The organism is Lactiplantibacillus paraxiangfangensis (assembly GCF_036246185.1).
GTDB classification, from domain to species: domain Bacteria; phylum Bacillota; class Bacilli; order Lactobacillales; family Lactobacillaceae; genus Lactiplantibacillus; species Lactiplantibacillus paraxiangfangensis.
On sequence record NZ_BTPW01000043.1, the window covers coordinates 1 to 13438 of the forward strand.

Consider the following 13438-nt stretch of genomic DNA (forward strand, 5'->3'; position numbering starts at 1 on the left):
GATAAACCTATGATAATTGCTAACTTTTCTTCAGGTGTAAATCTAGTTCTAGGCATAATAAAATCCCCTTAAGCATTGATAGATGAATTATTGTTTTTCATCTGTCAACCTTAAGGGGACTATAGCATTCCTTATAAACTTGGAAAGGAGTGGCTTATTTTAAAATCGTCTAAAGATTGAAAGTACTAGAACCAGTTCAATTGCTGCCAGGGTACTGCTTATCAATAAAAAGCCAGTATTTTTCAGCGCTTCGCCGGCAGAATCCGTGGGCCATGGGGTCGGCTACAGACAAAAGACGGTCTTCCGCCTCGCTTGAAAGCCTCAAGGGGCGAGTCTTTCAAGTCGCCCCGCACTGTAACCTGGCAAAAAACGCCAGCTAACAGTGCCGACACGGCCAACCGGAAGCTTAACAATTTTATTGGTCCTGTCATTACTAGGCAAGCAATAGATAGTTGTTATACAAATTAATCATAATGACACCAAAGATGGCAAAACGATAAACTAATACGATTTGTTCGGTTCGCACGGTGTGGCTAAAGAACGCACCCACAGTTCCACCAATGGCTGCAGCCGGAATGACAAACCACAACGCCATTAAATCAAAGTGTAAAGCCGCCCCCGTGAACACCACTGCCGCTAGTTTAGCTAGTTGTGAAAATAAGATGGTGACGATTGAATAAATCGTTGCTTCCCGAATAGGAAATGAACAGCACAACATCAACAACGCAACGTTGATGGGGCCACCACCGATACCGAGTAAGGTTGATATCCAGCCCAGGAAAATACCGATTATTAACAATTGCCAGTTTCTGCGCCAATTAAAGTGAATAGCTGGAAAAAGCGAGTAAAATAGTGCAAAAATCAGCGTTAAGACCGTCAAGGCAATCTGAATCTGATTAAGCAACCCGTCGTTATGCAACAACAAGTGTAATTGATCGAAAGTCGTATTTCCTAGCCACCCACCAATCACAGCCCCAGCAGAGGTCATGATGGCGAACCGTCGATCAATACTAAACCCCTGCTTAGCTTGCCGATAAGTTGAAAAGATAGCCATTGTAAAGACTGCAACACTGCTAAAAAAGTTAACTTGGACTAGTGGGTGCGCCCCAACTAAATCTAATAGCGGTTTAATGATGACACCGCCACCCATGCCCGCAATCGACCCAACAACGTTGGCCAAGAAAATGATGATCGCGTAGGTAAAATAGACTGACACTTAGTTCACCGGCTTCAAAGTCGCGACAGCTTGCCCCGCTTGCGCCGAACCAACTGTTAACTCAATCCGTTGTTTTAAATCATTCAGATTTGTCATTGCAATAATAACGATTGGGTCCAACTTGGCAGCTACAATCGCCTGACGGTCCATCATGACCAACGGCTGACCAGCCTTAATTGACTGATTTAATTTAACTTGAACATTAAACGGTGCACCTTTTAAATTAACCGTATCAATTCCTAAATGTACGACCATCTCTAATCCCGTTTTGCTAGTAATACCAATTCCATGGCGGGTCTCCGCGATAAAGGATACCTTGCCATCGATTGGTGCGACCACCACATCGTCTGTCGGAATAACCGCTAAACCATCGCCCATCATTTTTTGTGCAAAGACTTCATCTGGCACCTTAGTGATTGGGACGACCTCGCCATTCACTGGTGACACAATCGCAGTGTCACTATTTTTTATTCGTTTCCCGAAAAAATTCATTTTGATTATCCCTCCAAATCCGAAACGACTCGAAATCCAAGATTAGAACTAGCTGAATCGCTCATTTCACCATTCCGGGCGCCTACTCGGAATCGATTGCAAAAACTACAATGACACAAGAACGAGCCACCTCGAATTGCGGTTTGATGCGGCGCACTTTCTTCAAGTAGCTGTTCCCAATAATTTTGCGGACTAACCCGTTGAAATTCGCTTAGTAACACCGCCCGTGGGTTGGCACACCACTCCCAAACATTGCCGATCATTTGATACAGCCCGTACTGATTGGGTACGTACGTTTTAACAGGGGCGGTCCCTAAATACCCATCAGCTAGGCTATTTTCACTCGGAAAAGTTCCTTGCCAAGTGTTGGCGTGAATTGCATGATTTTCCGTCAGATTATTGCCCCACGGGTACTTCAAACCGGAGACACCGCCCCGAGCCGCTTTTTCCCATTCTGATTCGCTAGGTAGACGAACACCTGCCCAGATGCAATAGGCCACGGCGTCATTCAAAGAAATCTGCGTTACCGGGTAGTCTTGTCGGGTCAAAATATCGCTGTTAGGGCCTTCCGGATGGCACCAATCAGCTCCCTGAACCGCACGCCACCATGGCATGTCAGTCGTTGCTGTCGTTTGGGCTAAGATTGCTTCATCCAAAAGTCCAAAGAATACGTAAGACCAGCCTAACCGTTCAGCCTGCGTTTCATATCCAGTATCCGTCACAAAAGCCTGAAATTCAGCAACGGTTACCGTAGTGGGTGCAATTTTAAACCCCTTAACCTGGACATCCGTTACAGGCCCTTCATGATCAACTGGAAAACCAATCTGGTCATCAGTTCCCATGGCGAAGGTGCCACCGGGAATTGTAATAAACTGACTCGTTTCAATTGTATTTAACATTTTCACCATTCCTCCTAATGACTCAGCCCTAGCCGTTCAAATTCTTCAGCTGGCGCTTCAATTTTAGTCAACATGGCCGTCAATTTAGCCGTCATTCGTTGCTCCAATTGTGTATCATGCAACGGGTGCAGTTGTTGCGGGTCAGCTTGCATATCAAACAACTTATTCCCTAATGCGAAGGAATCCATTTCATTTTTAACTGGTACCTTGGCTACTGGCATCCCGTGTGTAAAACGGTTCCCCTTTACAAGTTCAATCTGTTGCATTTGCTCATTGCTATAGAACCCACGCATTTTGGTAAACGCCAACGTGTAGTTAACTAACGGTTCGTTATCCGGATGTGCGGAAGCCCGCATGTAAACGTAGTGGCCGTCGTATAAACAGGCGTAACTGCCGTTTACACCGAACAAAACATCCCGTTCAGGCGTTGCGGGCAACGTTTGTGCTGCATTCCTTAAAATTTTCAAGATTGAGACCCCATCACGAGTTGTCTCATCACTGATGCCAAAGTAATCTAAGAGTGTTTCGGGAATATCGACCGTCTGGGCCACTCGCCCACAAACCTGTCCGTCTAATTCTGGTTGATTAGGATCATGAATAAAGAATGGTAAGTGAACAAGTTCGTCATAAACTGGTGAGATATTCTTACCAATCCAATCATGTTCCCCTAATAAGAACCCGTGATCTGTATTTACAATCACTAAGGTATCTCGCCACATATCTGTCTGATCTAGGTAATCTAGTAATTGCCCGAGATAATGGTCACACATTGTAATTAAGGCTGCGTACTCCTTCTTTAAATCAACCAGGTCATCCTTAAATCGATCATCTACTAACTTCTGATAGGTCGGCCAATAAGGAATATCCTTCGACTGAATGCATTGGTAGAGCTGACGATACTTTTCGGGAACATAAAATGGTTCGTGGGGATCAAATGATTCAATTTGAACAAACCAGTTATCTTGGTCATGGTTCTCCTTCAAAAATTCCAGACCAGCCTTAATCGTTTTTACGCTTGAGATATCACTTTCATCATGAATTGTGGTCCCATTAGCTAAATGTTGGGTCACCGAGATTCCTTGCTTGTTCAGTGGATTATGATTATTATTTTCCGGTGCTTTTAGACGTGGTTGCCAACGATCGCCTTCTTGGCCACGAAACCCTTCCCAGCTTGAGTAACGTGGCAAATAGGTTGCCCCACCATCTTCCCAATAATGAGAATGGTCCGTAATAATATGACTATAGACACCCTTCGTCTTCATCAATTCAATCGCTGATTGGTCAAAAACCTCCATGGGTCCCCAAGAACGGAACGGGAAATTATACATTCCCGTATGTAGCTCCCGTCGAGCCGGAATACAAGGTAAACTTCCACCATAATAGTTATCAAACGTGACACACTTTTTTGCTAAGCGCTGAAAATTGGGTGTCTTTACCCAATCATTCCCATAGTTTGATAAAAATCGTTTTGACAGCGTATCAAACATAATCATAATTGCTCGCATGTGACTTCTCCCTCTCGATCCTAATTAAGCATAGTGACGCATTTTTCCAACAACATAAGTCAAAACAAACCCGGCGATTAAAGCAACCGCATAACTAATCAAGTACTGTAAATACTTACCATCGGCAATCAATGGAATGGCTGACATTCCAGCAGCACCCAACGCCGAACACTTGACGCCTAGCAAACTGACCATCACACCACCGAAGCCAGCACCGATGGAAGCAGTGATGAACCCAAATCCAGATGGAATAACTAACCCAAACAAGGTTGGTTCTCCTACGGCTAAGAAAGTTGCTGGTAAAGCAGCTTTCGCAACGTTGCGCACCTGTTGATTCTTCGACATCTGCCATAATGCTAGACCAGCACCAACCAAACCCGCATTACTCATAATTTGGAAAGCATTAATTTGAGTCGAGCCATGTTCCGCAATCAGCTGTAAGTTGATTGGCGTTAATCCTTGGTGTAACCCAGTTGAAATCAATGCCGGTGCTAAGGCTGATAAAATAAATCCACCAATGATTCCAGATTCATTAATTAAGAATAAAATCCCTTTAATCAAGCCATCTGATAAGATACCCATGATTGGCATCACGGTTAAGAAGTAAACGATAGTAGTCAATAATAGGGCCAACGTTGGCGTTAAAACAACGTCCAATACATCGGGAATAATCTTATGAAACAGTCGCATAAACCAAGCTAAAATCCACACACCCAAGATGACCCCAAACAGGCCCCCTTCACCGGGCTTCAATCCGATAATTGGTAACGCTGTTGATAAAGTAATCGCCCCGACGGCACCACCTAATAATTTATCGGTCTTAAATTGGATTGCAGAAGTAACCCCGACATAAATCGCTAAAAATCCTAAAACCGCACTCCCAATAATGCTAAACACCGTACTAATTTGTAGGAGGTGCCAACTTTGCAGCACGACCTGCGTATTGGTTAATTGGCCACTCGCTTTAATTCCTTCACGCAACGCTGTTTTAGTTGCGTTACTAGTCATAATATTATTAATACCTTGAACGAATCCAGAAGCAATGATTGCGGGAATCACGGGAACAAAAATATTCGATAAGGTCGTTAGAAACGACTTCATTCGCCCACTTGTGTGGCTGCGTGCTTGCGCTTTGTTAGCTTGAATTGTAGAATCCATGTCAGCGGGAGCACTTGACTGGTCACCATCTTCTTGTGCTGTAGCATCGTACTGAGCACCTAAACGTTCAATAATTGCTTCATGAATTTTAGTACTTTTCCCGGGACCAACTACGATCTGAAACGTATCCGCAATATTGACTCCCAAGACACCTGGTAAACTTTTAAGGTCATCAACTTTAACCAAGTCTTGATTCCGATATTTAATTCTTAACCGCGTCATACAGTTTTCTACGCTAATAAAATTTGTCTTACCACCTGAAAGTTCGATAATTTTATCAGCTATCGTTGCGTTATCCATCTAAATTTCCTCCAGTAACATTCGATTAAGCGCTTTCAGATGCATCTATGCCTATTAGTATAGGCTGTTTACTAACAATTTAAACCCCTTAACCAACGCTTGGAAATTTTCCCAGGCCTTTGGCAATAAAAATAAATACACCGTGTTTGAATTCCTTTATACTGAAAACATGTCAGGAGGTTTATTATGCCTAAAACCATAACCGAATTAATTCAACAACACAGTAGTGCTTTTTCAAATGTTGATCGCCAAATCGCCCAATTCATTTTGACTCACGCGGATGAAATGCCTTCATTAAGCATCAATAACGTTGCAAACCAGGCCTTTGTCTCAACTTCTTCCGTTCTGCGATTTGCCCAAAAGCTCGGTTTTCATGGTTATTCTGACTTTAAATACTCCGTTAGCTAGCAACCACAACAAGCAACGAATAATGAAGCCATTAACGCCCACCAGTTGGGCCAAGCACTAACTGCTTTAATTGACCATCTGAGTGATTCAGACTTACAGCACACGTTAAAGCTTATCCACGATGCTCACCGTATCTTTGTTCTTGCAACCGGACTAAATCAACAATACCAGGCCCGTGATCTGCAACAACACTTCCTGCAACTAGGAATTAACATGATTTTGCTCCCCGCCACCACGGGTAGTGAATTAAATAAGCAAGTGTCCGAGACGGTCTCTAATCAAGACTTGATCATCATCTTTTCTTCATCTGGTGAAAATCAGGTTGTCAAAGATTTCTTAAAAATTCCAATTTTGGTAGAAGTCCCAATTATTGCCTTTACGAATAGCCTTGAGAACTGGCTATCTAATCACGCCAACTACACCTACTCGATGGAAGGTTTATCACATAATAGTTATCCTTATTACTCAGGGTTTTTCCACATTTTGATTGACTATTTATATACACGTTACCGGCTAACATCTAAAAACTAAGGTGGTCGACGTACGTTCTACCAATTTAAAGCGGCTGTGCTTTTTAACACAGCCGCTTTATTGTTCCCAAAATATCCGTTCATACCAATTTCCTAGTATCAATTGACATGAACGGATCCATCTTCTATACTATTAATCGAACGATACTATATGACGTATAATATAACAGGAGGAATAGCGATGGCCATTCAAATCAGTTCCGAGTTACTCGATGGTTGCGTATTAGCTTGCCTAAAAACGCAAGACTACTACGGTTACGCCCTGACGCAACGCCTACAAGCTTCGATTTCCGTCTCTGAATCGACCCTTTACCCCGTACTACGGCGCTTAAAGAAAAATGACTGGGTCACAACTTATGACCAAGCCTATCAAGGTCGCAATCGCCGCTACTATCAGCTCACTGCAACCGGGGAAGCGCAGTTAGCCGCTATTCAAAAGGAATGGGCTACTTATAATCAAGCCATCAACACCTTACTTCAAGGCCAAGGAGGAGCACTCGCATGAACAACTATTTAACCAAATTCAACGACCTTCTCGTCCAACTCAACGATTCTGAGCGTGACGAAGTCGTTGAATTCTACCGTGAATATTTATTAGACGCACAAATTCAAGATTACGACGACTGTGTCGCTGAGTTGGGCACGCCCAAACAGTTAGCCCGCAAAGTTCTAGCTGACTATTCGATTCGTTTTAATGAAGACTTGGAAGGCAACCTATCCAAAACCCAACAATCAAAAGCGGGGATTCGGGCTATTTGGTGGGTTATTTTAGCTTTGATTTCAACCCCAATTACGATTCCAGCCCTACTATTTATCTTAGTGGCACTGGTCGTTGTTGCCAGCGTGGCTTTTGCCCTACTCGTCGGCATTGCCGGGGTGCTCTTCGGGGTGACCCTTCTCGGGATTGCAATGCTTATCGGCGGGGTCGGCATCATCACACAATCTTTCTGGGCCGGCTGCTTCTATTTAGGCAGTGGTTTAGCCATTATCGGGGCCGAATTACTAATTGCCCCACTCGTCATCTGGTTCATTAACCTGATTATTCAAGGAATTTCCGCTTTAGTTCAACGTTTATACCACCGGTTCGTCAAGAAAAACCGGGCTGAGAGAGGGGGCCGTCACCATGCGTAAAACTATTAAAGTCGGCGTTATTATGTTGGTCGTCGGCGTTATCATGTTAATTTTTGGGATTGCCAACAACGGAATTAAGTCGATTTATTGGAGCAACAACGGCTTTAAAATCGTCAAAAAGAGCCAAAAGACTTACTATCCCGATAAGATTACTGATATCACCCTTAATTCAGCTGACAATGTCACGATTAAACGCGGCAACGTCGCTTCAATTCTAGTTTCGTCGCGTCATAAGCTCCCCACGGTGACAACTAAAAATGGTCACGTCACAGTTAGTTCTAAGCCAACTAGTCAAAAACAAGTGGGCTACTTTTTCAGTGATAGTGATTTTGACAACCGCACTGTCATTACGGTTCCAACTAAGACTACCCTCACTTGGGTTCGCGGAACGCATCAACAATCCGGTGATGTACGTCTTGAAGGTATCACGGCTGACCACGTCAAATTGCTAACTAGTAACAATTTGGTTTTACTGAATAACGTCCAAATCAAAAAGGACGCCCAGTTCTCAGCGGACGCCATTAATCTAACCGATGTAACGGCACCGAGTTTACAGGCCGACACTGATGCTGATAGCGGCAACATCCGAATTCAGCAAAGCCACTTTAACGCGGCCCGTTCCAACATTGACAGTCGTGATGGCGACATTACAGTTGAACAAACCCACTTCAAGTCCGCTAAAGTTCACGCCAAGGATGGGGATATCCACTTGAATCGCAACCACGTTGATCGCTTAACTGCCACTACTACAGACGGTGATATTCACCTTTCCGCTAACAAACGGGTCGGCGTTTTCGCTACCAGCGGTGATGGCGACCTCAACATTTTCAGCCACCACGTCACGGACAACACGGATTATCATCACAATAAAGACGCCAACCAGCAGTATCATTTAACAACTCAAGACGGCGACATCACCGTAACGCCAGCCTGATTATAGGGTTCAGCTAGAAAAAAATAGTGCTTCAGAAATCTTTTAAAAGATTTCTGAAGCACTATTTTGCGTTATGATCTTATCTCAACAGCTTTTATAACTGTCCGTTGTAAATATCTAGCCAGACCATCGCAATTGACAGAATGAACATGCCAACGATTGCCAGTGCGTGCCACCACTTATTCCGCACAAAGATTGCAATATACTCACGAATAATGGCATCCGGCAAGAAGAAGCGAGCCGTACGGGCGCCAATGCCGTCCGCTTTTAAACCGGCCTGTTTGGCAAACATCCCCGCCCGAAACGTATGGTAATTATTCGTAACGAAGATCGTCTTCGGGTGCTTCACCGGCCCCTGATCTATCAAAACTTTGCTGTACTGCATATTTTGTAACGTTGTCTTGGACCGGGTCTCTGCCCAACCATTTTCAGGCGGTAACCCATGTTTAATCGCATAGTCTAACATCGCTTGACCTTCGGGAACGGTTTCGTCGCCCCCCTGACCACCAGAAAAAATCATGATGGCCGGATGCTGCTTTTTGGCCTGCTGCTTTTTGTAAAAATCTAAGCCGCGCATAATTCGTTGACCTAACAGCGGCGACACCTGGTCCCCATTTAACAGCCCCGCACCTAAAACGATGATGTAATCTTGGCGTAGTCGCGGAAAGTTGAACTGATAAATCACCAACATCGTTAGGTAATTATAAAACCAAAAGGCAACGTAGAAGATTACGAGGTTAGGAAAAATCGTCATCCAGCTATTCACCGGTTGCGGCACGTGATTACCAATGGTACTGGCAACCCACGGCAGAATCAAGATTCCTAAGCCTAAAAATAACGTCAACATGTTGGCGAGCGTGTGACTTTCACGCTTCCAGACAATCCAAGCATTCCATAGAAGCAGAAACGCTTGTAACACGAAGATGGCCCCTAACGCCATCAAGAATAAAACAAAAATCGTCCCGCAGACGATAATCAACGGATGATTATTCGTTCCAAAAATTGATATTGCGAGCATCGTTAAAAAAGAATAGAAAAATAGTGAGAACCAAATACCGTTGCTTAACCGAACCTTATCGCGATGGTACCGCCAACTAAAGACTATCCCACAAGTCATCGGAACCAGCCACCCCCAATAAAACATCGGTGGTATCGGTACCCATACCGCAGCATCGCTCACGCGAGCACCCCCATTTAGCATAAATTTCATGTTTTATAATAGCATATTTACTTCAACTGTTTTTGCGCATTATAAAAATTACGATAAGCCAAGTAACAAGCAATGATCGATCCTAAACTGGTCGCTGACAGTAACATGAACGTCACCATAATTTGGTACTTGATGGCCCGGACCGGATCGACCCCGGCAAAGATCAACCCGGACATCATCCCCGGCAAGCTAACCAAGCCCACCGTTTTGGCAGAATCAATCGTTGGGGACATCCCGGTCCGAATCGCTTCTCTGACGATTGCGATAGAAGCGTCTAATAAGTTGGCACCTAGGGCTAAACGTTCCAAAACGCCTTGGCGTTGATCATGAAATTGGCTGTTGAGGCTTCGAAAGGCTAGCCCAATTGCCACCATTGAGTTCGACGCAATCATCCCCGAAATGGGAATCATCTGGGACGGAATAAACTTGATGGCGCCGGACAAGACGAGGACGCCCAGCGTGACGCCCGTACTAACAAAAATGGCCAGTAGTGAAATAACCAAAGCGTGGCCGATCCCCGGTCCCCGTTTTTGCGCATTCCAAGCCGCGTTAAAAATAATGAAGGCCATCATCGCTAATGTCAGCCATAAGTTGTTGACCCGGAAAATATACTTCAGCAGGTACCCCACAATAAATAATTGAACCACTGCCCGGATAACACCGATAACAATATCCTTATCCAACCCCAACTTTTGCCACAGACTAATGCTCAGCGCGACTAGTACTAGCATGGCCGCCAAAAATAGCGACGTATTATTTACCGTTAAATTCATTTGCCCACCTCCAAACGACCGTCAACAACGCGCATTAATTGGGTGGCTTCAGCGATTTCGCCAGCATCGTGGGTAATCATGATGGTCGTAACGCCCCGTTCCGCATTCAAATGGTGCAGCCAGTCATGAATAATCTGCTTATTGGCCTCATCCAAACCCGCTGTGACCTCATCCAGTAACAAGACTTGCGGCAGAAACAAGATATTTCGGATCAAGGCCACCCGTTGCCGCTCCCCACCGGATAGATCCGTCACTTTCTGCTGTAACGTTTGTTTCGATAAACCGACATAAATCAGTGCTTCGACCGCGTGCGTACGGTCAAACGGCTGTTTGCGAATTTGGTAAGGAAACATCAGGTTGTCCGCCACCGTTTCACCAAATAATGTCGGCTGTTGAAAACAGTAAGAAACTTGCCTTCGATACATAACCGGGTCATAACTTTCAATTGGCTGACCATCAAAAATTAATTGCCCACTCGTTTTTGAAATCATTGACGCGATAATTCTTAGTAGCGTACTCTTCCCGCTACCAGACGGGCCAGTCAACGTAACCTGCGCCCCCCTTGAGATCTCCCAATTAATGTCATGTAAAATATGCTTATCTTTAACTTGGTAATTGACCTGATTTAACGTCATTAATGCATCCACTACAAAAGCCTCCCCGTACCTTCAATTAGTTTAGAATCATTATAACTGATAATATAAACCGCTTTCAACTACCGCGTTTTAATTCGTTATTAGTAAGTCTCCGTGACCATGCTATAATGACTTGAAGGTAGTTTACAGAAAACGAGGTTAGAAAAACACCTATGAAATCAAACAATCATTACGAGAATCAACACCGGCCGAACCGTGACCGTCGCCCCCAGCGACCCGTCGAGAAGGTTCAGACTGACGTGCAAATTGGACAGCGGTTCCCGTTGACCATTAAGCGCCTCGGCATCAACGGTGAAGGAATCGGCTATTACAAACACGTCATCACGTTTGTAAAGGGTGCCCTTCCCAATGAAGTTATTGTTGCCGAAGTCACCGCCGTTCATCCCCGGTACTTGGAAGCTCGGCTTCGAACTTTACGCAAACCGAGTCCTGACCGGGTTGATCCCCGCGATCCGTACGCCGGTGAAGTTGGCGGGTTTGAATTGGAACACTTAGAATACCCCGCTCAACTGGCATTCAAACAGGACCTCATTCGTCAGGCTTTGGAAAAATACCAGCCAGCGGGTTTCCGTAACTACGACGTCCGGCCAACAATTGGGATGGCTGACCCGTATGAATACCGCAATAAGGCCCAATTCCAAGTTCGGATGATCGATGGGCACGTGGCAGCTGGTTTATACAAGGAAAACAGTCACGACTTAGTTGATCTGCCAACTTGTTCCGTGCAAATGCCCGTCACCATGGAAGTCATGCGTCAAGTTGTCGCCTGGCTGGAAGAACTAGAAGTTCCGATTTACGATGAAGAACATAATTCAGGAATTGTGAAGACCGTTGTGGTTCGCGCCGCGGCAGTCACTGGTGAAGTCCAACTTGTCTTCATTACCAACACGCCAAAATTACCCAAAAAACATCAGCTTCTCATGAAGATTGCCGAAAAATTACCAATGGTGGTTTCCGTGATGCAAAACGTTAACGTGGGTAAAACTTCCCTAATCTGGGGTGATCAAACCACGTTATTAGCTGGTAAAACAACGATTACGGAAGAACTCGATGGCTTAGCCTTTAACCTCTCTGCCCGGGCATTCTTCCAACTGAATCCAGAACAAACACAAAAGTTATATCAATTAGCCCGCGAAGCCTTGGCATTAGCACCGGATGAAACCTTAGTCGACGCTTACTCCGGGGTCGGAACCATTGGGCTGTCCTTAGCTGACGTTGCTAAAGAAGTTCGTGGGATGGATACCATTCCAGCCGCAGTCACCGATGCAAACGAAAACGCCAAGCTCAACAATATCACCAATGCACATTACGAAGTCGGTGAAGCCGAAACACTCTTGCCACAATGGTTAGCAGCTGGTTTCGCACCGGATGCCATTGTTGTCGATCCACCACGGACCGGGTTAGACAACGTTTTAATCGACGCCATCTTGCAGAGTGCCCCGGAAAAATTAGTTTATATTTCATGTAATCCGTCCACTTTAGCCCAAGACCTGCGTGAATTGACCCGTGGTTACCAAGTCGATTATATTCAATCAATCGATATGTTCCCACAAACGGCGCGGTGTGAAGCAGTCGTCCGGTTCACCAAGCGCCACTAATTACTTTGGAAGGAAGCCCTTGCGATGGCAGAATCTGATAGTCAAATTGCATTAACGATGACCTTTACCTTACGACCACCGTTCCAATCGCATTTTTTACTGTTGAAAGATTACAACGCTGACGTCTTAGTCCCCGCACGTGACGGGGTCCTGACAACTTTGATTGCAAAGAACATTCCTTTGTCACCAGCCTTAGCACAGTTAAAAACCATTTTTGATGACGTTAAAAATCCAGTCTACTGGCCCCTTCATGATCAAGCCGTTTCGGAGTACTTTCATAGTCATCCCGAAATGCGGCCGGTCCTCCCGCTCGACCTTTTACAGGTAATGCTCAACACCTTATCTGCACAAGGTCTCAGCGATGAACAGCTGACCCATATTATGAAGGACGTTTTTGACCGACTACAGACCAATGATTTTAGCGGTCGCGCCGCCCAACGAATTTTAACGGAATTCATTAATAAATAAGCTTCAAGCTGAAAAGCACCTCCGAAATCAGACTGCTATAGTCCCCTTAAGGTTGACAGATGAAAAACAATAATTCATCTATCAATGCTTAAGGGGATTTTATTATGCCTAGAACTAGATTTACACCTGAAGAAAAGTTAGCAATTATCATAGGTTTATC

At 44.7% G+C, this 13438-nt stretch carries 15 protein-coding genes; 7 read left to right on the forward strand and 8 right to left on the reverse strand.

The genetic code is table 11. The annotated features are described in order from the left end of the window. Positions 1–433: 433 nt before the first annotated feature. From AAA939_RS14625 to AAA939_RS14645, 5 genes are read right to left on the reverse strand one after another with little or no spacing between them, the layout of a single operon-like run. Positions 434–1216, reverse strand: a complete 783-nt coding sequence (locus AAA939_RS14625) for a sulfite exporter TauE/SafE family protein (protein ID WP_338207686.1) — start codon at positions 1214–1216, stop codon at positions 434–436. Further along, positions 1217–1708: a PTS sugar transporter subunit IIA gene (locus tag AAA939_RS14630; protein WP_338207687.1), complete on the reverse strand. Its 492-nt coding sequence runs from the start codon at positions 1706–1708 to the stop codon at positions 1217–1219. It lies immediately after the preceding gene. Between the two features lie 5 nt (positions 1709–1713). Then, positions 1714–2607, reverse strand: a complete 894-nt coding sequence (locus tag AAA939_RS14635; protein ID WP_338207688.1) for a formylglycine-generating enzyme family protein — start codon at positions 2605–2607, stop codon at positions 1714–1716. A gap of 14 nt (positions 2608–2621) precedes the next feature. Then, positions 2622–4112 (reverse strand): sulfatase, encoded by a 1491-nt coding sequence (locus AAA939_RS14640; RefSeq protein WP_338207689.1) that lies wholly within the window; start codon positions 4110–4112, stop codon positions 2622–2624. Between the two features lie 24 nt (positions 4113–4136). Further along, positions 4137–5570 (reverse strand): PTS transporter subunit EIIC, encoded by a 1434-nt coding sequence (locus AAA939_RS14645; protein ID WP_338207690.1) that lies wholly within the window; start codon positions 5568–5570, stop codon positions 4137–4139. Between the two features lie 186 nt (positions 5571–5756). Here AAA939_RS14645 and AAA939_RS14650 point away from each other — a divergent pair, with 186 nt between their 5' ends. The 5 genes from AAA939_RS14650 to AAA939_RS14670 all read left to right on the forward strand — a co-directional run bounded on the left by AAA939_RS14650 (position 5757) and on the right by AAA939_RS14670 (position 8573). Then, the gene (locus AAA939_RS14650; RefSeq protein ID WP_338207691.1) at positions 5757–5978 is read left to right on the forward strand and encodes a MurR/RpiR family transcriptional regulator; all 222 of its coding nucleotides are present in this window, start codon (positions 5757–5759) and stop codon (positions 5976–5978) included. A 45-nt stretch (positions 5979–6023) separates the two neighbouring features. Beyond that, on the forward strand, positions 6024–6509 hold the full coding sequence (locus AAA939_RS14655; RefSeq protein WP_338207692.1) for a MurR/RpiR family transcriptional regulator: 486 nt from the start codon (positions 6024–6026) through the stop codon (positions 6507–6509). Between the two features lie 180 nt (positions 6510–6689). Next, positions 6690–7013 (forward strand): PadR family transcriptional regulator, encoded by a 324-nt coding sequence (locus AAA939_RS14660; protein WP_338207693.1) that lies wholly within the window; start codon positions 6690–6692, stop codon positions 7011–7013. Beyond that, positions 7010–7639: a DUF1700 domain-containing protein gene (locus tag AAA939_RS14665; RefSeq protein WP_338207694.1), complete on the forward strand. Its 630-nt coding sequence runs from the start codon at positions 7010–7012 to the stop codon at positions 7637–7639. Before AAA939_RS14660 ends, AAA939_RS14665 begins: the two co-directional genes overlap by 4 nt. Further along, the gene (locus AAA939_RS14670) at positions 7632–8573 is read left to right on the forward strand and encodes a DUF4097 family beta strand repeat-containing protein (protein ID WP_338207695.1); all 942 of its coding nucleotides are present in this window, start codon (positions 7632–7634) and stop codon (positions 8571–8573) included. The genes AAA939_RS14665 and AAA939_RS14670 overlap by 8 nt, the downstream gene beginning before the upstream one ends. Before the next feature lie 94 nt (positions 8574–8667). Here the strand turns inward: AAA939_RS14670 and AAA939_RS14675 are convergent, their stop codons facing one another. From AAA939_RS14675 to AAA939_RS14685, 3 genes are read right to left on the reverse strand one after another with little or no spacing between them, the layout of a single operon-like run. Further along, on the reverse strand, positions 8668–9753 hold the full coding sequence (locus AAA939_RS14675) for a YdcF family protein (protein ID WP_338207696.1): 1086 nt from the start codon (positions 9751–9753) through the stop codon (positions 8668–8670). A gap of 47 nt (positions 9754–9800) precedes the next feature. Further along, entirely contained in the window at positions 9801–10556 is a 756-nt protein-coding gene (locus tag AAA939_RS14680) for an ABC transporter permease (protein WP_338207697.1), read from the reverse strand. Next, the gene (locus AAA939_RS14685; RefSeq protein ID WP_420915235.1) at positions 10553–11191 is read right to left on the reverse strand and encodes an ABC transporter ATP-binding protein; all 639 of its coding nucleotides are present in this window, start codon (positions 11189–11191) and stop codon (positions 10553–10555) included. The genes AAA939_RS14680 and AAA939_RS14685 overlap by 4 nt, the downstream gene beginning before the upstream one ends. Positions 11192–11364: 173 nt before the next feature. On the opposite strand from AAA939_RS14685, the gene rlmD reads away from it, so the two are divergent. Both rlmD and AAA939_RS14695 read left to right on the forward strand, forming a co-directional pair. After that, positions 11365–12810 carry a 23S rRNA (uracil(1939)-C(5))-methyltransferase RlmD gene (rlmD, locus tag AAA939_RS14690; RefSeq protein ID WP_338207699.1) on the forward strand — a complete coding sequence of 482 codons (1446 nt, stop codon included), beginning with the start codon at positions 11365–11367 and terminating at the stop codon, positions 12808–12810. 24 nt (positions 12811–12834) lie between these two features. Then, positions 12835–13278, forward strand: a complete 444-nt coding sequence (locus AAA939_RS14695; protein WP_338207700.1) for a hypothetical protein — start codon at positions 12835–12837, stop codon at positions 13276–13278. The last annotated feature ends 160 nt before the right edge of the window (positions 13279–13438 follow it).